This window comes from Xanthomonas sp. NCPPB 1132 (assembly GCF_056629235.1).
The window spans coordinates 4,595,391-4,615,239 of sequence record NZ_CM152819.1 but is presented as its reverse complement, the minus strand read 5'-3'; the positions used below and the strand labels follow the sequence as shown (position 1 = coordinate 4,615,239).

General features: G+C 70.7%; 15 protein-coding genes. 9 read left to right on the top strand and 6 right to left on the bottom strand.

The genetic code is table 11. The features are described 5' to 3' along the window. Positions 1–59 precede the first annotated feature (59 nt). The 5 genes from AC1G9L_RS19795 to AC1G9L_RS19775 all read left to right on the top strand — a co-directional run bounded on the left by AC1G9L_RS19795 (position 60) and on the right by AC1G9L_RS19775 (position 8,322). Positions 60–1,250, top strand: a complete 1,191-nt coding sequence (locus tag AC1G9L_RS19795) for an efflux RND transporter periplasmic adaptor subunit (protein WP_481069784.1) — start codon at positions 60–62, stop codon at positions 1,248–1,250. A 10-nt stretch (positions 1,251–1,260) separates the two neighbouring features. Further along, complete coding sequence (locus AC1G9L_RS19790; RefSeq protein ID WP_481069783.1) at positions 1,261–4,389, top strand: multidrug efflux RND transporter permease subunit; 3,129 nt, start codon at positions 1,261–1,263, stop codon at positions 4,387–4,389. Continuing rightward, on the top strand, positions 4,386–5,834 hold the full coding sequence (locus AC1G9L_RS19785; protein WP_481069782.1) for an efflux transporter outer membrane subunit: 1,449 nt from the start codon (positions 4,386–4,388) through the stop codon (positions 5,832–5,834). The genes AC1G9L_RS19790 and AC1G9L_RS19785 overlap by 4 nt, the downstream gene beginning before the upstream one ends. 408 nt (positions 5,835–6,242) lie before the next feature. Then, positions 6,243–7,100 (top strand): PA4780 family RIO1-like protein kinase, encoded by an 858-nt coding sequence (locus AC1G9L_RS19780; RefSeq protein WP_481069781.1) that lies wholly within the window; start codon positions 6,243–6,245, stop codon positions 7,098–7,100. A 268-nt stretch (positions 7,101–7,368) separates the two neighbouring features. Beyond that, a complete protein-coding gene (locus tag AC1G9L_RS19775; RefSeq protein WP_481069780.1) occupies positions 7,369–8,322 on the top strand; it encodes an alpha/beta hydrolase in 954 nt (317 codons plus the stop codon). Positions 8,323–8,728: 406 nt separating this feature from the next. Here AC1G9L_RS19775 and AC1G9L_RS19770 read toward each other — a convergent pair whose 3' ends face one another. The 3 genes from AC1G9L_RS19770 to AC1G9L_RS19760 form a co-directional block, all read right to left on the bottom strand. Continuing rightward, complete coding sequence (locus AC1G9L_RS19770) at positions 8,729–9,595, bottom strand: nucleotidyltransferase domain-containing protein (RefSeq protein ID WP_481069779.1); 867 nt, start codon at positions 9,593–9,595, stop codon at positions 8,729–8,731. Beyond that, positions 9,595–11,484, bottom strand: a complete 1,890-nt coding sequence (gene mnmG, locus AC1G9L_RS19765; RefSeq protein WP_481069778.1) for a tRNA uridine-5-carboxymethylaminomethyl(34) synthesis enzyme MnmG — start codon at positions 11,482–11,484, stop codon at positions 9,595–9,597. The genes AC1G9L_RS19770 and mnmG overlap by 1 nt, the downstream gene beginning before the upstream one ends. Before the next feature lie 509 nt (positions 11,485–11,993). Then, complete coding sequence (locus AC1G9L_RS19760; protein ID WP_481069777.1) at positions 11,994–12,515, bottom strand: hypothetical protein; 522 nt, start codon at positions 12,513–12,515, stop codon at positions 11,994–11,996. A 164-nt stretch (positions 12,516–12,679) separates the two neighbouring features. Here AC1G9L_RS19760 and AC1G9L_RS19755 point away from each other — a divergent pair, with 164 nt between their 5' ends. The 4 genes from AC1G9L_RS19755 to AC1G9L_RS19740 all read left to right on the top strand — a co-directional run bounded on the left by AC1G9L_RS19755 (position 12,680) and on the right by AC1G9L_RS19740 (position 16,350). Beyond that, complete coding sequence (locus tag AC1G9L_RS19755; RefSeq protein WP_481069776.1) at positions 12,680–13,639, top strand: pyridoxal-phosphate dependent enzyme; 960 nt, start codon at positions 12,680–12,682, stop codon at positions 13,637–13,639. Next, positions 13,624–14,259 carry a YdcF family protein gene (locus tag AC1G9L_RS19750; protein WP_481069775.1) on the top strand — a complete coding sequence of 212 codons (636 nt, stop codon included), beginning with the start codon at positions 13,624–13,626 and terminating at the stop codon, positions 14,257–14,259. The genes AC1G9L_RS19755 and AC1G9L_RS19750 overlap by 16 nt, the downstream gene beginning before the upstream one ends. Before the next feature lie 31 nt (positions 14,260–14,290). Beyond that, positions 14,291–14,719 (top strand): ketosteroid isomerase-related protein, encoded by a 429-nt coding sequence (locus AC1G9L_RS19745; protein ID WP_019800449.1) that lies wholly within the window; start codon positions 14,291–14,293, stop codon positions 14,717–14,719. Positions 14,720–14,835: 116 nt separating this feature from the next. Further along, a complete protein-coding gene (locus AC1G9L_RS19740; RefSeq protein ID WP_481069774.1) occupies positions 14,836–16,350 on the top strand; it encodes an ArnT family glycosyltransferase in 1,515 nt (504 codons plus the stop codon). Here the strand turns inward: AC1G9L_RS19740 and bioC are convergent. From bioC to AC1G9L_RS19725, 3 genes are all read right to left on the bottom strand, one after another. Continuing rightward, the gene (gene bioC / locus AC1G9L_RS19735) at positions 16,318–17,208 is read right to left on the bottom strand and encodes a malonyl-ACP O-methyltransferase BioC (protein WP_420008714.1); all 891 of its coding nucleotides are present in this window, start codon (positions 17,206–17,208) and stop codon (positions 16,318–16,320) included. The genes AC1G9L_RS19740 and bioC overlap by 33 nt on opposite strands. Before the next feature lie 252 nt (positions 17,209–17,460). Further along, complete coding sequence (locus AC1G9L_RS19730; protein ID WP_481069773.1) at positions 17,461–18,243, bottom strand: SDR family oxidoreductase; 783 nt, start codon at positions 18,241–18,243, stop codon at positions 17,461–17,463. Positions 18,244–18,695: 452 nt separating this feature from the next. Next, entirely contained in the window at positions 18,696–19,619 is a 924-nt protein-coding gene (locus tag AC1G9L_RS19725; protein ID WP_481069772.1) for an IS110 family RNA-guided transposase, read from the bottom strand. Between the last annotated feature and the right edge of the window lie 230 nt (positions 19,620–19,849).

The following is a 19,849-nucleotide window of genomic DNA, read 5'->3' as shown; positions in this document are numbered from 1 at the left end:
GGTGCGATGCGACACATCCGTGGAGTAGCGTTGCGCGTTTCTTCCCAGCCGCACTCCCCATGTCCGACCTCTTCCAGGCGCCTCGTCGTCCCGTTCGCTGTGCCGTATTGCTGGCCATTGCCGTGGCCGGAGGCTGCTCCGGCGACAAGCCGGCGGCCGCGCCACCGCCGCGGGTGGGGGTGCTGATCCTGGGCGCGCGCACGCTGCCGGTGGAGCGCACCCTGGCCGGCCGCACCGTGGCCTACGAGACCGCCGACGTGCGCCCGCAGGTCGGCGGGCTGCTGCGCCAGCGCCTGTTCCAGGAGGGCCAGGAGGTCAAGGCCGGGCAGGCGCTGTACGTGATCGATCCGGCGCCGTACCAGGCCGCCTACGACATCGCCCGCGGCAACCTGGTGCAGGCCGAGGCGGCGCTGGCCAGCGCGCGGCCCAAGGCCGAGCGCACCCGCAGCCTCACCGACATGGACGCGGCCAGCAAGCAGGACGCCGACGACGCGGTGTCCGCGCTGCGCCAGGACGAGGCGGCGGTGGTCGCGGCCAAGGCGGCGTTGCAGGCGGCGCGCATCAACCTCGACTACACCCGCATCACCGCGCCGATCTCCGGCACCATCGGCACCTCCGCCTACACCGTCGGCGCGCTGCTCACCGCCGCGCAGGACGCGGCGCTGACCACCATCCAGCGGCTGGATCCGATCTACCTGGACGTCACCCAGTCCAGCACGCAGATGCTGGCGCTGCGCCGCCAGCTCGACGCCGGGCAGATCCACGCCATCGACGGCAAGGCGCAGGTGCAGGTGCGGCTGGAGGACGGCAGCACCTATCCGCATGCCGGCACCCTCGAATTCGTCGGCACCCAGGTCAACGCCGGCACCGGCAACGTCACCCTGCGCGCGGTGGTGCCCAACCCCGAGCACCTGCTGCTGCCGGGCATGTACCTGCGCGCGGTGCTGCCGATGGCCACCGACCAGGGCGCGGTGCTGGTGCCGCAGCAGGCAGTGACCCGCGACAGCAAGGGCGAGCCGGTGGTGAAGCTGCTCGATGCGCACGACAAGGTGGTGGAGCGGCACATCCGCACCGGCGAGGCCATCGGCCATGACTGGCTGGTGGAGTCCGGGCTCAAGCCGGGCGAGCGCCTGATCGTGGTCAACGGCAGCCGTGCCGAACTCGGCAAGCCGGCGCAGCCGTATCCGGTCACCGCCGCCCAGCTCGATGCCGCGCCGGCGCAGCCGGGCGACGACGCCCAGGCCGACTGAGGACTCCCGCATGTCGCGCTTCTTCGTCAACCACCCGGTGGTGGCCTGGGTCATGGCCATCGTCATCGTCCTGATCGGCATGCTGGCCATCCATGGCCTGCCGGTCGAACGCTATCCGCACATGGCGCCGCCCACCATCACCGTGCGCGCCAGCTACACCGGCGCCTCGGCGCAGACGGTGGAAAACACCGTCACCCAGCTGATCGAGCAGTCGCAGCAGAGCCTGGACCACCTGCTGTACATGACCTCCACCAGCGCCTCGGACGGCACCGCGCAGGTCAACCTGGTGTTCGAGACCGGCACCAACGCCGACACCGCGCAGGTGCAGGTGCAGAACCAGTTGCAGTCGGTGATGTCGGTGTTGCCGCAGGCGGTGCAGCAGAACGGCCTGGTCATCACCAAGTCCAGCGGCTCGCTGTTCGAGGTGGTGGCGTTCACCTCCGACGACGGCAGCATGGACAACTTCGATGTCGCCAACTACATGGAATCGAACATCGACGACCAGATCAGCCGCGTCAGCGGCGTCGGCAACATCCAGCCGATGGGCTCGGAATACGCCATGCGGATCTGGCTGGACCCGGAGAAGCTGCGCAAGTACGCGCTGATGCCCTCGGACGTGGAGAACGCGCTGCAGTCGCAGAACACCGACGTGTCGGCCGGCGAGATCGGCGGCCAGCCGGCGCTGCGTGGGCAGCGCCTGGACGCCACGGTGACCACCCGCAGCCGCCTGCAGACCCCGGCGCAGTTCGGCGCGATCGTGCTCAAGAGCGATGCCAGCGGCGCGGCCGTGCACCTCTCGGACGTGGCCAGGATCGGCCTGGGCCCGGAGACCTACGACAGCATCACCCGCTTCAACGGCAAGCCCTCGGCCTCGCTGGGCATCGAGCTCAACTCCGACGCCAACGCGGTGGAAACCTCCAAGGCCATCGACCAGCGCCTGCAGGAACTCAAGCAGTACTGGCCGCACGGCTTCAACTACCACATCGCCTTCAGCACCACGCCGTTCGTCACCACCTCGATCAAGGAAGTGGTCATCACCCTGATCGAGGCGGTGCTGCTGGTGGTCGCGGTGATGTACCTGTTCCTGCAGAACTGGCGCGCCACGCTGATCCCGACCATCGCCGTGCCGGTGGTGCTGATGGGCACCTTCGGCGTGCTCGCCGCGTTCGGCTACTCGATCAACACCCTGACCATGTTCGCGATGGTGCTGGCGATCGGCCTGCTGGTCGACGACGCCATCGTGGTGGTGGAGAACGTGGAGCGGGTGATGGGCCAGGAAGGCCTGCCGCCGAAGGAAGCCACGCTGCGCTCGATGCAGCAGATCGGCGGTGCGCTGGTCGGCATCGTGCTGGTGCTGACCGCGGTGTTCGTGCCGATGGCCTTTTTCAACGGCGTCACCGGCGTGATCTACCGGCAGTTCTCGATCACCATCGCCGCCTCGATGATCCTGTCGGTGCTGGTGGCGATGACCCTGACCCCGGCGCTGTGCGTGACCATCCTCAAGCCGCTGCACCAGGGCGAGGCGCCGATCGGCTCGCACGGCCGCCTGGGCTGGTTCTTCATCTGGTTCAACACCCGCTTCCGGCATCTGTCCGAGCGCTACCGCACGCTGGTCGAGCGGGTGCTGGGCAAGCGCGCGCTGGGCCTGGTCGCCTATGCGCTGCTGATCGCGGTCACCGGCCTGCTGCTGTGGCGCCTGCCCGGCGCGTTCCTGCCCGACGAGGACGAAGGCATGCTCAACGTGCTGGTCAAGCTGCCGGCCGGCTCCACCCTGGAGCAGACCCTGGCGGTGACCGACCGGCTGACCAAGGCCGCGCTGAAGGATCCGGGCGTGCGCTCGGTGCTGTCCTCGGCCGGCTTCAGCGTCACCGGCGCCGGCCAGAACGTCGGCATGGCCTTCGTGAGGCTGAAGGACTGGGACGACCGCGACGACGATGCCGCGACCATCGCCGACCATCTGAACAAGGCGCTGGCCGACGTGCCCGACGCCGAATTGTTCGTGACCTCGCCGCCGGCGATCACCGGCCTCGGCGACGCCTCCGGTTTCACCTTCGAACTGATGGACTACGAAGGCGCCGGCCATGCCGCGCTGGTCGCCGCGCGCGACAAGCTGCTGCACCTGGCCCAGCACGATCCCAAGCTGATGAACGTGCGCTACGCCAGCCTGGAAGACGCGCCGGTGTACGCGGTCAAGATCGACGATGCCAAGGCGCAGGCGCTGGGCGTGGACCCGGGCGACATCAACGCCACGCTCAACAGCGCGCTCGGCGGCGACTTCGTCAACAACTTCATCTACAAGGGCCGCATCAAGAAGGTGTTCGTGCAGGGCGACGCCGACGCACGCATGGCGCCGCAGGACCTGGACCGCTGGACGGTGCGCAACGGCGGCGGCGACATGGTGCCGATGTCGGCGTTCACCCGCTCGCACTGGACCAGCGCACCGGCCGCGCTGGAACGCTACAACGGCGTGTCGGCGATGGAGCTGACCGGCCAGGCGGTGCCCGGGGTCAGCTCCGGCGCGGCGATGGACGCGATGGCCGAACTCAGCAAGCAATTGCCGCACGGCTTCGGCTACGCGTGGTCGGACATGGCCTACCAGGAAAAGCTGTCGGCCAACCAGGCGCCGGCGCTGTACGCGATCTCGCTGCTGTTCGTGTTCCTGTGCCTGGTGGCGCTGTACGAGAGCTGGTCGATCCCGTTCGCGGTGATGCTGGCGGTGCCGGTGGGCGTGTTCGGCGCGGTGCTGCTGATGACCCTGCGCGGGCTGGAGAACGATGTGTACTTTCAGGTCGGCCTGCTGACCACGGTGGGCCTGGCGGCGAAGAACGGCATCCTCATCGTCGAGTTCGCGCGCGACCTCGAGCACCGCGGCGAAAGCCTGCTGGCCGCCACCCTGCACGCGGTGCAGATGCGCCTGCGGCCGATCCTGATGACCTCGCTGGCGTTCCTGCTCGGCGTGCTGCCGCTGGTGTTCAGCAAGGGCGCCGGCTCGGCCGCGCGCCACTCGCTGGGCACCGGCGTCACCGGCGGCACCCTGGCCTCGATCACCCTGGGCCTGTTCTTCGTGCCGCTGTTCTACGTGATCGTGCGGCGCCTGTTCCCCGGACCGGCGATCGCCAAGTCGGAGGCGCAGGCATGAGCGCGTTGACCCGCATGAGCGTGGCGGTGGCCACGCTGCTGGCCCTGTCCGGCTGCACCCTGGCGCCGACCTACGTGCGCCCGGCGGCGCCGGTGCCGGCCGATCTGGCCGCGGTCGATGCGGCGCCCGCCGCGGGCGCCGCCACCGACGCGCTGGCGATGCCGGACTGGCAGCAGGTGTTCCTGGATCCGCGGCTGCGCCAGACCATCGCGCTGGCCTTGCAGAACAACCGCGACCTGCGCGTGGCGGTGCTGTCCATCGACAAGGCGCGTGCGCAGTACCGCCTCCAGCGCGCCGCGCAGCTGCCGGCGTTCGACGCCAACGCCAGCATGAGCCGTGGCCGCAGCAGTGCCGCCAGCAACGACGACGGCGTCTCCCAGGTCAGCACCAGCGACACCTTGCAGGTCGGGCTCAGTAGCTGGCAGCTGGACCTGTTCGGGCAACTGCGCAGCCTCAAGCAGGAAGCGCTGCAGAACTGGCTGTCCAGTGCGGAAAACCAGCGCAACGTGCGCCTGACCCTTGTCGCCCAGGTCGCCGCGGCGTGGCTGACCGTTGGCGCCGACCAGGCACAACTGGCGCTGGCGCAGCAGACCCTGGACAGCCAGGCGCAGACCCTGCAGCTGACCGAACGCCGCCACAGCATCGGCAGCGCGTCCGGGCTGGACCTGGCGCAGCAGCAGACCAGCGTGGAGTCGGCGCGCGTGGCCGTCGCCAGCGCCGCCACCCAACTGGCGCAGGCGCGCGATGCGCTGCAACTGCTGGTCGGCGCGCCGGTGGACGCAGCGCTGCTGCCCACCGCGCAGACGATGCAGGACAGCGTGGCGCTGGCGCCGCTGCCGGCGCACCTGTCCTCGACGGTGTTGCTGCAGCGGCCGGACGTGCTCGCCGCCGAGCACAGCCTGCAGGCGGCCAACGCCGACATCGGCGCCGCGCGCGCGGCGTTCTTCCCGTCGCTGAGCCTCACCGCATCCACCGGGCGCAGCAGCGATGCGTTGTCCACGCTGTTCTCCGCCGGCAGCCGCACCTGGTCGTTCGTGCCCAGCATCACCGCGCCGATCTTCCACGCCGGCGCGCTGAAGGCCTCGCTGGACGCCTCCAAGCTCGGCAAGGACATCGCCGTGGCGCAGTACGAGAAGGCGATCCAGTCGGCCTTCGCCGAAGTGGCCGACGCCCTGGCCACGCGCGACCACCTGCAGGCGCAGCTGACCGCGCAGCAGGCTCTGGTCGACGCCAGCCAGCGCAGCTACACCCTGGCCGACGCGCGCTACCGCGCCGGCCTGGACGGCCACCTGCCGGTGCTGGATGCGCAGCGTTCGCTGTTCGCAGCGCAACAGGCGCTGATCGCACTGCGCCTGCAGGACGCCAGCAACCGCGTCACCCTGTACCAGGTGCTCGGCGGCGGCGCCGACGCCCAGGCCCCGGCTCAGGCCGCTACCGCGCCCTGAACCGTGATCGAGGCCTGCCTGAGGCGAGCCCAGGCAGGCCCGAGCGGCCAGAAGCCCCGCCACGTGCGACGCGCTCCTGTGGGAGGGACTTCAGTCCCGACGCGACGGGCAATCGAACGCCTACCCAACCATCCACCCAGGCAACGCCTCGCGCGCGCCCTCGCCGCACACGACACGACAGCCCTGCGCCACCGTCTCGATAGCTGAACGCGGCGATGCATCTCGGCGGACGTCGTAGACAAATGCCGGACGCCGCCGCGCCGCCGATCGTTCGTCGCACACGCCGCAGGCCGCGCCGGACGCCGCTTCAGCGCGTTGGCGCCACCCTCGACGCCGCGGCGGCGTGCCCGGCACCGCACCAGGCTTGCGCCATAATCGCGGCGACTCACTCCAGGTATGCCGCACCCGATGAAGATTCCCCCGAGCCTGCAGCCGCTGATCGACGATGGCGTCATCGACGGCGTGCTGCGCCCGCTCAAGAGCGGCAAGGAGGCCGCGGTCTACGTGGTCCAGGCCGGCGACGACGTGCTCTGCGCCAAGGTCTACAAGGACATGGCGCAGCGCAGCTTCCAGGCGCGCGTGCAGTACCAGGAAGGGCGCAAGGTGCGCGGCAGCCGCCAGGCGCGGGCGATCGGCAAGGCCAGCAAGTTCGGCCGCCGCGAGCAGGAAGCGGCGTGGAAGGACACCGAGGCCAACACCCTGTACCAGCTGGTGGACGCCGGCGTGCACGTGCCGCAACCGCGCGGCTACTTTCACGGCGTGCTGCTGATGGACCTGGTCACCGACGCCGATGGGCAGAGCGCGCCGCGGCTCAGCGAAGTCGAACTGGAGCCGGCGCAGGCGCAGGCCTTCCACGCGCAACTGGTCGGCGACGTGGTCAGAATGCTGTGCCTGGGCCTGGTGCATGGCGACCTGTCCGAATACAACGTGCTGGTCGGTGCCGACGGCCCGGTGGTGATCGACTTCCCGCAGGTGGTGAGCGCCGCCGGCAACAACGCCGCCCGCAGCATGCTGCTGCGCGACGTGCACAACCTGCGCGACTGCCTGGGCCGCTTCGCGCCCGAACTCAACGCCACCCACTACGGCGAGGAGATGTGGGCGCTGTACGAGAAGGGCACGCTGCGCCCGGACAGCGTGCTCAGCGGCCGCTTCACCTTCGACACCCGTCGCGCCGACGTGCGCGCCGTGCGCGCCTCGATCGAGGACGCGCGGCAGGAGGCCATCATCCGCCAGCAGGGCCGCGAAGCCGACGCGCAGGACGACTGAGCCGCCTTCCGCCACGCAGCGCGCAAGTCCATGCTGCGCCGCAATGTGGCGGCACCGCGTGTGCGCCCGCCGCTAGCGCGTGGCCCAAGCCGTGCAATGCCTCGCCACGCCTGCGTTGCACGCGCATCCGCGCCGCGACGATCGGCCGCCTGTCGCTGATCCGTCGCTAGCGCGCACGGGCGTCCAGGTTCGCTTATTTGCGAAAATGGTTATCGAACATAACAATTTGCCCGACGCCGCTTGCGCAGCCGCCCCGGGAGGGCCACCCATGTATTTCGATCCAGACGTCGTGCGTTTCTTCGCCCAGGCCCAGCAGTCCGGGCAGCCGCCGATGGAGGAACTGCCCTTGCCCCAGGCGCGGGCGATGATGCGTGGCGTCGCCGCGCAGTTCGGCTTCCCGCGCGTGGAGATGGCCGAGGTCCGCGACCTGCAGGCACCGGGCCCGGTCGCCCCGATTCCGCTGCGCCTGTACCGCCCGCACGGCCTCGACACGGGGCCGGCGCCGACCTGCCTCTACGCGCACGGCGGCGGTGGCGTGGTCGGCGACCTCGATTCGCACGACGACGTGTGCCGACAACTGGCCGCACGCGCCGGTTGCCAGGTGCTGGCGGTGGACTACCGGCTGGCGCCCGAACATCCGGCGCCGGCCGGCATCGAGGACGTGATCGCGGTGGTGCACTGGGTGGCCGCGCACCCGGGCGAGGTCGGCGCCGATCCGCAGCGCCTGGCCATCGCCGGCGACAGCATGGGCGGCGCCCTGGCGGCGAGCGCCGCGCTGGCCGCACGCGATGCCGGCATCGCCCTGCGCTGCCAGATCCTGATCTATCCGCTGACCAACCTGCGTGCGGACAATCCCTTCCCCTCGCGCGTGCACAACGCCGGCATCCCGCCGCTGACCGAAGCGGCGATGCGCTTCTTCGACCGTCAGTACCTGCCCGACCCGTCGCTGGGGTCGGACTGGCGCATCTCGCCGGTGGTCGCGCCGGACGTTGCCGGCGTCGCCCCGGCGCTGGTGGTGCTCGCCGACCGCGACGCGCTGCACGACGAAGGCCTGCACTACGCGCAGCGCCTGCGCGAAGCCGGCGTGGAAACCCTGGTGCGCGTCCACCCCGGCATGATCCACGGCTTCATCAACATGGGCAGCGTGATGCGCGTGGCCGGCGAAACCCTGGACCTGGCCGCGCTGCTGCTGCGGCAGCGGCTGCTGCCGGTGGCCGCATAGGACTGAGCCCTACCGCAGCGTGTACCACCTCCCGGCAATCGCCGCCGGTGCTGGCACGCGCTGCCTCGCCTGGAACCATGTGCCAGTCGCGCGGATGCGTCGGCTTCCGTAGCCAAAGCCCCTCTCCCGCCGGGAGAGGGGTTGGGGTGAGGGTCCGGGAGCGCAGCGCCGCCTCCGGACCTTAGTGCACCATCCGTACCCTCATCCGCCCCTTCGAGGCACCTTCTCCCGAGGGGAGAAGGGAAAAACAAAGGAGCGGCTTCAGCCGCGACGGGGCATTGCCGACACGCCCAGGTCGCGGCTGAAGCCGCTCCTACGCGGGCTGGCCACTGGGTGACATCGGCAGCCCGCAGCGCGGATGCCGCTGATTTGCACGGTGACGCGCGGCCGGTCTGCCGCGCCGCACTCAGCGCGGAGTGATGCCCAGCAGTTGCCGGAACGCCTCGTCCAGCTCGCGCTGATCGCCGCTGCCTGCCGGCAGCGGCGGTGCGCTGGCCTCCATCCGCTGCAACTCCGCGTCCAGGAAATCGCTGATCGCCGGAATCCGCGGGCCGTCTTCGACCTCGGCCGATGCCCGCTTCTTGTCCAGCAGGGCGTCGATGGCCTCGCGCGGGGCGCCGGAAGGCACCAGCGCATCCAGCAGCGACGCAAACGCCATCGGCGGCATGCCGTGCCCGCGTTCGATCCATTGGCAGGCCAGCACCGGCCGCAACACGTACAGGTACTTCTTGGTGCGGATGCGCTCGCCGCGCAGATAGCCGCGGTAATTGCCCTTGGCCATGCTGAAGTAATGCCACCAGGTCGCCAGCGGCGAGTAGAAGCGCTCGGCCATCTCCCGCAGCGTCGCCACGGCCGCGGCGTCCTGCCGGTACACCACCGGCGATTGCAGCCACTCCAGCAAAGTCGGGTTGGATTTGGACACCAGGCGCAAGGCCTTGCGCAGATCCCAGCCGCTGACGTCCAGGTCGCTGTCGATCGGCAACTCGATCACGTCGCGCTGCGGTTCGCCCGGCCCGGTCCGTTCGTTGACGGTGAGGTACCAGTCCGGCCGATGCACATAGACGAAGCGCGCGTCGTAGTCGCTGTCGGGCGAGGAAAAGCCCCAGCCGCGGCTGCCGGATTCGCAGGCCAGCAGGATGCGGACGTCGTGGCGCTGTTCGATGTCCTGCAGCGCGGCGAGCACGGCAGCGCGCTTGTCGGCGGCGATCGGATGGATCGCCATGTCGGGCGAGGCGGAGGGCGCGGGCGCTGCAACGTCGATCGAAGGCGCCATCACGCCACCCGACTGCGCCGCGCCCGTTCCAGGTGCACCAGCAGCAGCGAGATCGCCGCCGGGGTCATGCCGGGGATGCGCTGCGCCTGGCCCACGGTCTGCGGGCGTACGCGCTCGAGCTTCTGCTGCACTTCGGCCGACAGCCCGCGCACCTGCGCGTAGTCGAAGGCGGCCGGGATCGGGGTGTCCTCGTGGCGCTGCTGGCGCGCGATCTCCTCGCGCTGGCGGTCCAGGTAGCCGGCGTACTTGATGCCGATCTCCACCTGTTCGGCCACCTGCGCGTCGGCCACGCCCGGACCCAGCGACGGCACCCGCATCAGCGCGGCGTAATCCAGCTCCGGGCGCTTGATCAGGTCCAGCACGGTGGTCTCGCGGCTCACCGCCACGCCCAGCGTCGCCGCGACCTCGCGGCCCAGCGCGTTGCCCGGTGTGGCCCACAGACCGCGCAGGCGCTCGTTCTCGCGCGCCACCGCGTCCTGCTTGGCCTGGAACCGCGCCCAACGCGTTTCGTCGACGATGCCCAGCTCGCGGCCGATGCCGGTCAGGCGCGCGTCGGCGTTGTCCTCGCGCAGCTGCAGCCGGTACTCGGCGCGGCTGGTGAACATGCGGTACGGCTCGCTGGTGCCATGGGTGATCAGGTCGTCGATCAGCACGCCGATGTAGGCCTGGTCGCGGCGCGGCGACCACGGCTCCAGCCCGCGCACCTGACGCGCGGCGTTGAGGCCGGCGATCAGGCCCTGCGCGGCGGCTTCCTCGTAGCCGGTGGTGCCGTTGATCTGCCCGGCGAAGAACAGCCCTGGCATGGCCTTGGTCTCCAGCGAGGCCTTGAGCCCGCGCGGGTCGAAGAAGTCGTATTCGATGGCGTAGCCGGGGCGGGTGATGTGGGCGCGCTCGAAGCCGCGGATCGAGCGCACCAGTTCCAGCTGCACGTCGAACGGCAGCGAGGTGGAGATGCCGTTGGGGTAGATCTCGACCACGTCCAGGCCTTCCGGCTCGACGAAGATCTGGTGGCTGGCCTTCTCGGCGAAGCGCACCACCTTGTCCTCGATCGAGGGGCAGTAGCGCGGGCCGATGCCTTCGATCTGGCCGGTGTACAGCGGCGAGCGGTCCAGCGCGCCGCGGATGATGGCGTGGGTGCGCTCGGTGGTGTGGGTGATCCAGCACGACACCTGGCGCGGATGCTGCGCCACCTCGCCCAGGAACGACATCACCGGCAGCGGATCGTCGCCGGGCTGTTCCTCCATCGCCGCGTAGTCCAGGCTGCGCCCGTCGATGCGCGGCGGGGTGCCGGTCTTGAGCCGGTCCACGCCGAAGCGGCCGTCGCGCAGCGCCTGCGCCAGCGCGGTGGCCGGCGGATCGCCGGCGCGGCCGCCGGCGTACTGGGTCTGGCCGATGTGGATCTTGCCGGCCAGGAAGGTGCCGGCGGTCAGCACCACCGCCGCCGCCTCGAAGCGCAGGCCGGTCTGGGTCAGCACGCCGCGCACGCGCTCGCCGTCCATCACCAGGTCGTCCACCGCGGCCTGGAACACGGTCAGGTTCGGCTGCGCCTCGACCAGGCGCCGGATCGCGCTGCGGTACAGGCTGCGGTCGGCCTGGCAGCGGGTCGCGCGCACTGCCGGGCCCTTGGACGCGTTGAGGGTCCGCCACTGGATGCCGGCCAGGTCCGCGGCGTGGGCCATCGCCCCGCCCAGCGCGTCGATCTCCTTGACCAGGTGGCCCTTGCCGATGCCGCCGATGGCCGGGTTGCAGCTCATCGCCCCCACCGTCTCCACGTTGTGGGTCAGCAGCAGGGTGCGGGCGCCGGCGCGCGCGGACGCCAGTGCCGCCTCGGTGCCGGCATGGCCGCCGCCGATCACGATCACGTCATGGCGGTAGAAAGAGTCGCTCATCGGGGTCTCGTCGGCCGGCGCGGGGCCGGCGGCAGGGGGCGGCACGGCGGGTCGCCCAGGATGTGAACAGGAATTTTAGCGGTTGCATCACAAATTGCAGATCCGGGCCTCAAGTTGGCACGCAATCTGCAGATATTCCCACTGCACCCAACGTGGCAATGCGTCAGGGGCGTACGACTGGAATTGGAACAGGGGCCAGTCACGCGCACGTTGGGGGAGCTGGGGGCCGGTAGTCGGGGGACTACCGGCCCTTTTTTATGCCCGTTTTTCGCCGGTTGCCGGCGCCGCGCCAGCAACGGCAAGGCCCCAACGCGAAAAGCCCCGGCGGACCGGGGCTTTTCGTTGTGAGGCGCCGACGCCCGACAGGGCCGGAACAGGGGGGATCCAGATTTCCCTGTCGGACATCGACATAGACGGTGGGGCCAACCCCTTCGGGTCATAAAGCGACGCAGGCGGTCACCCCGTAGGACGTAGATTGCGTGCTGGGACAGGCGAACGCAAGCCCTTTCTCAGGGTTCGAGTGTGCGACGTGTCCCATTGCTGCGTCCCATATTGCCGGGGCGCGGTGCGGGCGGCCGCTGAACCCCCTCGGGACGCTGCATCGCCGGGCGCGGCGGCTGCATCGACTGCGGCCGCGGCGTCGAATTGAGTGCGTCCGGACGGCGCAGGCGATCCAGGTTGCGCCAGGGCGACGGCACCCGGCCGCCGACACTGGGTGGCGGCGGCGGCGGTGTCGAACCGCCGTCGTCCGGCCGCGGACGCGGCGGCGGGCGGTGGCGCGGGCCGTCGTAGCCGCGATAGTAATAGTACGGCACGCCGTACCCGTAGTAGCCGTAGTAGGCCGGGCCGTAACCGTAGTAGGGCACGGCGCCATACGGCGAGTAATACTCGGAGTAACCGGGCGGATAGCGGTATTCGACCGAGGGCGCGCCACGGTAGTAGCCACCCTCGCCGCCTCCGGCGTAGTCGTAGGTGGCGCAGCCGCCCAGTGCGGCCAGCAGTCCAGCGGCGCAGATCAGGCGCAGTTTCATGGCATTTGCCCTCCAGCAGGCTGGCTGACAGGTTCGGTCCGTTGCATTGAATCCCCCCTTAACTTCCCGCGATGCACTTGAACGCTTAAGTCGCGCGCAACGGCGGCGAACCTGCGCCGGTCGCGGACGCTGCAGTTTGGCGACGATACGCTACCCTTTCGCGCATGGTCTCACGTTTTCTGCCCGAGTTCGGCGACGTCCTGGCGGCCGCCGCACGCATTGCCGCGCACGCGCGGCCGACCCCGGTGCTGCGTTCGCGGGCGCTGGATGCCGCCACCGGCGCGCAGATGTACTTCAAGGCCGAACACCTGCAGCGCGGCGGCGCGTTCAAGTTCCGCGGCGCCTGCAACGCGGTGTGGGCGCTGGACCCGGCCCAGGCGGCCTGTGGGGTGGTCACCCACTCCTCGGGCAACCACGGCGCGGCCCTGGCCCTGGCCGCGCGCACCCGCGGCATCGGCTGCCATGTGGTGGTGCCGGAAGGCGCGGTCGCCGCCAAGCTCGCCAACATCGCCCGCCATGGCGCCACCCTGTGGCGCTGCGCGCCGAGCATCGCCGCACGCGAGGCGCTGTGCGCGCAGGTGCAGCACGACACCGGCGCGACCCTGGTGCATCCCTATGCCGATCCGGCGGTGATCGCCGGGCAGGGCACCGCCGCGCTGGAATTGCTGGACGCCAGCGGCGGGCTGGACCTGCTGGTGGTGCCGGTGGGCGGCGGTGGCCTGGCCGCGGGCAGCCGCCTGGCGCTGTCGGCGATGGCGCCGCAGGCGCAGCTGCTGCTGGCCGAGCCGGCCGGCGCCGCCGACACCGCGCGCTCGCTGGCCGCCGGCGAGCGCCGCGTGGACATGGTCCCGGACACCGTCTGCGACGGCCTGCGCGGCAGCCTGGGCGAGCCGAACTTCGCCCTGCTGCACGGCCAGGCCGAGGTGCTGGTGATCGAGGACGCGGCCACCGTGGCGGCGATGCGGCTGCTGTGGCAGGTGCTCAAGCAGGTGGTGGAGCCGTCCTCGGCGATCGCCCTGGCGGCGGTGCTGGCGCAGCCGGCGCGTTTCGCCGGTCGCCGGGTGGGGGTGATCCTGTCCGGCGGCAACGTCGACCTGGACGCCCTGCCGTGGGGCGCGGCATGAGCGCGCGGCGCGGCTTCCGCTGGCTGCGCTGGCTGGTGCGCCTGGCGGCGCTGCTGGGGCTGTGGTTGCTGGGCGTGGCGATCTACATCGTCTGGGTCGGCGACCGCGACCAGGCGGCGCCGGCGGACGCGATCATCGTGCTCGGCGCGGCGGCCTACGACGCCAAGCCCTCGCCGGTGTTCGAGGAGCGCATCCGCCACGGCCTGGACCTGTACCAGCGCGGCTACGCGCCGACCCTGATCTTCACCGGCGGCTTCGGCAACGGCGCGCGCTTCGCCGAGTCGCAGGTCGCCCGGCGCTATGCGCTGCGCCACGACGTGCCGGCCGACGCGATCCTGATCGAGACGGTGTCGCGCACCACCCGGCAGAACCTGATCGAGGCGCGGCGGCTGATGCGCGAACATGGCCTGCACCGGGTCATCGTGGTCAGCGATCCGCTGCACATGGCGCGGGCGCTGCGGCTGTGCGAAGAGCTGCAGATCGACGCGCTGGCCTCGTCGACGCCGAGCAGCCGCTTCCGCAGCTTCCAGACCCGCTGGCGCTTCCTGCTGCAGGAGCTGTACTTCTTCCATCGCGACCTGCTGGAGCGGGGCGTCGAGCACGGCGGCGAGACCGTATGATGGGCCTTTCCACGGCCGGAGGGCGGCAGCCATGAGCAACCACGAAGTTCCTGCGCAGGACCAGGCCATCGCCCTGGTCCAGGCCTATTACGCCGCGTTCAACCGCGGCGACTGGGACGGCATGCTGGGCATGCTCAGCGACGACGTCGCCCACGATCTCAACCAGGGCGCGCGCGAGACCGGCAAGGACGCGTTCGCCGCCTTCCTGCAGCGCATGAACGCCAGCTACCGCGAGCAGCTGCACGACATCGTGGTGCTGGCCGCGCAGGACGGCCGCCGCGCCGCCGCCGAGTACGTGGTGCATGGCGAATACCACCATACCGATACCGGCCTGCCGGAGGCGCGCGGCCAGCGCTACGTGCTGCCGGGCGGGGCGTTCTTCGACATCCGCGACGGCAGGATCGCCCGGGTCAGCAACTACTACAACCTGGAAGACTGGATCGCGCAGGTCTCCGCCTGAGCCGCGCGCCGGCCTGAGGCCGGCGCGTTCGCGCTGTCGCAAAACTGTCCGCCGGCCGTCATCTGCGGCCGCAGGCGCGGTGACTATGGTCGCCGCGTCGACCGAGAGGATTGCCGATGCGCGCGCTGCTTCGTTCCCCGGCCGTCGCGGTGGCGCTGCTGGCCTGCACGCTCGCGCTGGCCCTGCTCGGCGCCCGCGGCATCTGGGATGCCGACGAGGGCCGTTACTCCAATGTCGCGCTGAACATGCTGCACAGCGGCGACTGGCTCACGCCGCGCCGCAGCGAGGACGTTGCGCACTGGACCAAGCCGCCGCTGACCTACTGGGCGATCGCCGCCAGCGTCGCCGTGTTCGGGCCGTCGCCCTGGGCGGCGCGGTTGCCGTCGGCGCTGTCCTACCTGCTGTGCGTGTTGCTGGTGTGGCGCCTGGCCGCGCGGCTGTTTCCCGAACGGCCCGAGCTGCCGGCGCAGGCGGCGCTGCTGTACGCGACCATGCTGGCGCCGTTCGGCGCGGCGCAATGGATTTCCACCGATTTCCTGCTCGCCGCCTGCGAGACCCTGGCGGTGTGGGCCTTCGTCGAAGCGCGTGCGCATCCGCCCGGCCAGGGTAAGCGCTGGATCGCGGCGATGTGGGCCGGTTTCGCCCTGGCGTTCATGACCAAGGGGCCGCCGGGCCTGCTGCCGCTGCCGGCGCTGCTGCTGTTCAACGCGGTGACGCCGGGGCCGCCGCGACGCGCGCTGCAGCTCTCCGGCATCGCGCTGTTCACGGTGCTGGCGTTGCCCTGGTACCTGGCGGTGATCCACGGCCATCCGGGATTGCTGCAGTACTTCGTCGGCGACGAAGTGGTCAAGCGCGTGGCCAGCGACGCGTTCGGGCGCAACGCGCAGTGGTACGGCTGGGCGGTGGCGTATGCGCCGATCCTGGTCCTGGGCACGCTGCCGTGGACGCCGGCGCTGGCGCGCTGGGCCTGGCAGTTGCCGCGGCAGTTGCGGCAGTGGTGGCTCACGCCGGCGATGCGCCTGCAGCAGGCTGCGCCGCTGCTGCTGACGCTGTGGCTGCTGCTGCCGCTGCTGGTGCTGTGCCTGTCGCGCTCGCGGTTGCCGCTGTACGTGCTGCCGCTGTTCGTGCCGCTGGCGTTGCTGGCGGCGTGGCAGCGCGCGCAGGAGGGGCGCGCGCCGTGGCGCTGGCCGTGGCTGCTGGGCTGGTGCGGCTTGCTGCTGGCGCTCGAACTGGCCGTGGCGCTGCTGCCCACGCACAAGGATGCGGGCGCCTGGGCGCAGGCGATCGCGCAGCGTGTCGGCGCGCCGGTGCGCGAGGTGGTGTTCGTCGAGGACATGGCGCGCTATGGCCTGCGCCTGGAACTGGGCGCGCAGGTGCGCAAGATTCGCCTGGACCCGTTGTCCGACACGCCGCGCTTCGGTCCCGAATACGACGCCGATCTGCTCACGGTGCTGCGGCAACCGCGCGCCGGGCGCGTGTGGGTGTGCAAGCAGGAGGCCTGGCCGCTGGTCGCTGCGCGCATCGCCGCGCAGGGGGCGCAGGCGCAGGCGCTGGGTGCGCCCTACCAGGGCCGGGTGCTGTTCCGGGTGCGGCCCGGCTCAGTCGCCGCGGCGGCGGATCGGGATCGCTGACAGCGGCACCGCGGCGATCTCGCCGCCACCCTCGCGGATCGGTGCGCCCGGCGGTGGCGCCCAGGCGTGCGCGTAGATCACTTCCCAGGTGCTGGGCAGGGTGCCGTCGGCGCCACGCAGCGGCTCGTAGGCGGCAGTGGCGGCGGCGAACCGGCCGCGGCCGGTGAGGGTGTGGCGGCGCGCCTGCAGCGCGTTGGTGGCGCCGATCGCGCGCAGTTCGCGCATCAGCGCGGCAAGGTCCGGATAGGTCAGGTTGAACACGTCGCGGTCCAGCACCGGATCGCGGAAGCCGGACAGCATCAGCGCATCGCCGAACTGCGCGATCGGCGCGAAGCGGCTTACGTGCGGCGTGGTCCGGTCGGCCTGGGCAAAAGCCTCGCGCAGCTCGATCAGGGTGTCCGGGCCGAAGCTGGAGCACAGCAACAGGCCGCCGGGGCGCAGCACACGGCGGAAGCCGGCGAACACCGCCGGCAGGTCCTCGACCCACTGCAGGCAGAGATTGCTGAAGATCACATCCACGCTGTGCTCGGCCAGCGGCAGCGCGCGCGCGTCGGCGCAGACGCGGCCGAACGGCTTCCACCAGCCGGCCTGGCGCTTGGCCTGCTGCAGCATCGGCAGGGCCTGGTCGAGCGCGATCACCTGCGCGCGCGGCCAGCGCTTCTTCATCGCCGCGGCGGCATGCGCCGGACCGCTGCCCACGTCCAGCACCACTTGCGGCACGCGGTCGCCGAGGTAGTCCAGCGATTCCAGCAAGCGCCCCTGCACCTCGCGTTGCAGCGCCGCGGCGGCGTCGTAACTGGCGGCCGCACGCGCGAAGGCGCGGCGGATGTGCTGAGAGTCGAACGCGGAAGGATCCATCCGCGCATTATCGCCGCCGGCGTCGCGCCGCGGCCAGCGGTGGCGCGGATCACCGCGTTGCGCACTTCGCGCCGATCCAGCGGCGCGACCGCCGCTACGTACTCCCGATGCCGAATCCAGCCGGTTCCTGATCGCCGCCTTTCCTTCGCGGCCAGCGTGGTCCGCAGATCATCATGTTCAGCGCCTCGCGCCGACCCAAGCGGCGCGACCGCGGCTTTGCATCCCCACTCCCGAATCCCCAATCCCGGCTCTTCAGAATGTCCCCGGATAGCTGCCGCCATCCAGCAACAGATTCTGCCCGCTCAGGTAGCCGGCCTGCGCGCTGCACAGGAAGGCGCAGGCCGCGCCGAACTCTTCCGCGGTGCCGAAGCGCCCGGCCGGGATCTGCCGACGCTTGCGTTCGGCCAGGTCGGCGGGGTCGATGCCCTCGCGCTGCGCGGCGTGGGCGATGTTGCCGCGCAGGCGGTCGGTGTCGAACTGCCCCGGCAGCAGGTTGTTGATGGTGACGTTGTGCGCCACCGTGCGCCGCGCCAGCCCGGCGACGAAACCCGTGAGGCCCGCCCGCGCACCGTTGGACAGGCCGAGGCTCTCGATCGGCGCCTTCACCGCGGCGGAGGTGATGTTGACGATGCGGCCGAAGCCGCGCGCCTGCATCGCATCGACCGTGGCGCGGATCAATGCGATCGGCGCCAGCATGTTGGCGTCGAGCGCGCGCAGCCAGTCCTCGCGCTCCCATTCGCGGAAATCGCCGGGCGGCGGCCCGCCGGCGTTGTTGATCAGGATGTCGACCTGCGGGCAGGCGGCCAGTGCAGCGGCGCGTCCGGCCTGGGTGGCGATGTCCGCGGCCACGGCGACCACCTCGCCACCGCCGTCGAGCGCGCGCAGCTGCGTCACGGCCGCATCGAGCCCGGCCTGGCCGCGCGCCACGATTGCCACGTGCACGCCTTCGCGGGCCAAGGCCTGCGCGCAACCCAGTCCCAGCCCCTTGCTCGCGGCGCACACCAGCGCCCATTTGCCGGCGATTCCCAGGTCCATGCTTGCACTCCGGTTCGATGGAACCGCGATGATCGAACATCGCCGCGGTGGCGGCCAGCGTCGCATCGCGACGTTGAGGACACGGAGCACGCAAGGCAGGTGCAGGAACGGCTTCGCTGCGCAGCGTTTTGCTGCCATGCGTCGCGACTGAAGTCGCTCCCACAGGGGTGGCCGGCATCCTTGTGGGAGGGACTTCAGTCCCGACGCCGGAGGCTGTCAGTCGGCTTTCGGCGTCGCTTGTCGCGGCGGCACGACAGTTCAGTCCCACGGCGGAGCCGCTTGCGTCTTTCTGACGTTGGTGCGGGTTGCGTGATGCAGTGTGGCAGTCAACTGTCTGCAGCGCGCGACGCGCGAGGTGGTGTGCGCTTTCCGATGGCGCAATGCGTCGGGACTGAAGTCCCTCCCACAATGCACCCGGCGGGCTCGCCGCAAGCGCCTGTAGGAGTCAACTGTCATGCACCTGCGATGACAGGAGGAGCGTACGGGGCCTGATCGCGCGCGATGGCGTTGAGCCAGCGCAGGAACTTGTGCATGCAGGCGACGATGGCGACCTTGGCCGGCTTGCCCGCTGCGCGCAGACGTGCGTAGGTGTTGGCCAAGGGGGATTTGGCGCGGATGCTGGCCCAGGTGGCCATGTACAGCACGCGCCGCACGTCGGCACGTCCGCCTTTGATGCGGCGCTGGCCTTTCCAGCAACCGCTGTCGTGATTGAACGGGGCCAGCCCGACCAGGGCAGCGAGCTTGCGTGGCGGCAGCGTGCCCAGCTCTGGCAGCCGCGCGGCCAGAACCGCGCGCAGGATCGTCCCGAGCCCAGGCACCTTGGGTAGGCTCGAGCAGGTCTTGCCCTGCTGCTCGATCTCCTGCGTCAACGTCTGGATCTGCTGGTTCAGCAGGGCGATCACCTCTCGGCAGCGGTGTTGCACCTTGGCGCTGGTGATGTGCTCCAGGCGCCGCCGATGGGCATCACGCTGGCCCACCAGGGTGGCACGCAGGTCCAGCAGTTCGCGAAGAGACTGCTGGTGCCCGGGCACCACGGGCGTGGGGGTGGTCGGGATGTGCTGGGCGGCGATGGCCAGCAGGCGCGCGTCCAGGGCATCGGTCTTGGCATGCAGGCCCAAGGCCTGGGCGAGCTTGCGCGGACGATCGGCGGGCATCCGCACTGCCGGCAGGTCCGCCTCTCGGAGCACCTGCAGCACGGCATGTTCGTAGCCGCCACTGGCTTCCAGCACGATCCGCTCGCAGCCCAGCTCGGCCAGGCGTTGGGCCAGCGCACGCTGCCCCTGTGGCGTATTGGGTTGGGTCCAGGCCTGCTCGTCCGGCAGGACATGAATGACCAGTTCGGCCTTGGATACATCGATCCCGACATGGCGTCGCATAGACGTTCTCCGCAGTAGACTCATGGACGAGAGCGCTCCTGCCGATGCCCATGCTTGTGGAGTTCGAGCTCGTCACTCGGGCAACTGTTCGGGCTTGTCAGGCAGGAGAACCGGAGTGCGGCGGCGCTGACTCCTACTCGTGCTTGCTGGCACTGCGGCTAAACGGCCTGCCGCACTCCGCTCTCACCTACAACGATAAACCCTTATTTGACACAAGCGGCTTTAGCCGC

What these genes read in the sequence shown, in the direction of transcription:
- mnmG (WP_481069778.1), bottom strand. Translation starts at nt 11,484, where the DNA reads ATGAGCGACTCTTTCTACCGCCATGACGTGATCGTGATCGGCGGCGGC.
- AC1G9L_RS19785 (WP_481069782.1), top strand. Translation starts at nt 4,386, where the DNA reads ATGAGCGCGTTGACCCGCATGAGCGTGGCGGTGGCCACGCTGCTGGCC.
- AC1G9L_RS19790 (WP_481069783.1), top strand. Translation starts at nt 1,261, where the DNA reads ATGTCGCGCTTCTTCGTCAACCACCCGGTGGTGGCCTGGGTCATGGCC.
- AC1G9L_RS19730 (WP_481069773.1), bottom strand. Translation starts at nt 18,243, where the DNA reads ATGGACCTGGGAATCGCCGGCAAATGGGCGCTGGTGTGCGCCGCGAGC.
- bioC (WP_420008714.1), bottom strand. Translation starts at nt 17,208, where the DNA reads ATGGATCCTTCCGCGTTCGACTCTCAGCACATCCGCCGCGCCTTCGCG.
- AC1G9L_RS19795 (WP_481069784.1), top strand. Translation starts at nt 60, where the DNA reads ATGTCCGACCTCTTCCAGGCGCCTCGTCGTCCCGTTCGCTGTGCCGTA.
- AC1G9L_RS19770 (WP_481069779.1), bottom strand. Translation starts at nt 9,595, where the DNA reads ATGGCGCCTTCGATCGACGTTGCAGCGCCCGCGCCCTCCGCCTCGCCC.
- AC1G9L_RS19740 (WP_481069774.1), top strand. Translation starts at nt 14,836, where the DNA reads ATGCGCGCGCTGCTTCGTTCCCCGGCCGTCGCGGTGGCGCTGCTGGCC.
- AC1G9L_RS19755 (WP_481069776.1), top strand. Translation starts at nt 12,680, where the DNA reads ATGGTCTCACGTTTTCTGCCCGAGTTCGGCGACGTCCTGGCGGCCGCC.
- AC1G9L_RS19725 (WP_481069772.1), bottom strand. Translation starts at nt 19,619, where the DNA reads ATGCGACGCCATGTCGGGATCGATGTATCCAAGGCCGAACTGGTCATT.
- AC1G9L_RS19775 (WP_481069780.1), top strand. Translation starts at nt 7,369, where the DNA reads ATGTATTTCGATCCAGACGTCGTGCGTTTCTTCGCCCAGGCCCAGCAG.
- AC1G9L_RS19780 (WP_481069781.1), top strand. Translation starts at nt 6,243, where the DNA reads ATGAAGATTCCCCCGAGCCTGCAGCCGCTGATCGACGATGGCGTCATC.
- AC1G9L_RS19760 (WP_481069777.1), bottom strand. Translation starts at nt 12,515, where the DNA reads ATGAAACTGCGCCTGATCTGCGCCGCTGGACTGCTGGCCGCACTGGGC.
- AC1G9L_RS19745 (WP_019800449.1), top strand. Translation starts at nt 14,291, where the DNA reads ATGAGCAACCACGAAGTTCCTGCGCAGGACCAGGCCATCGCCCTGGTC.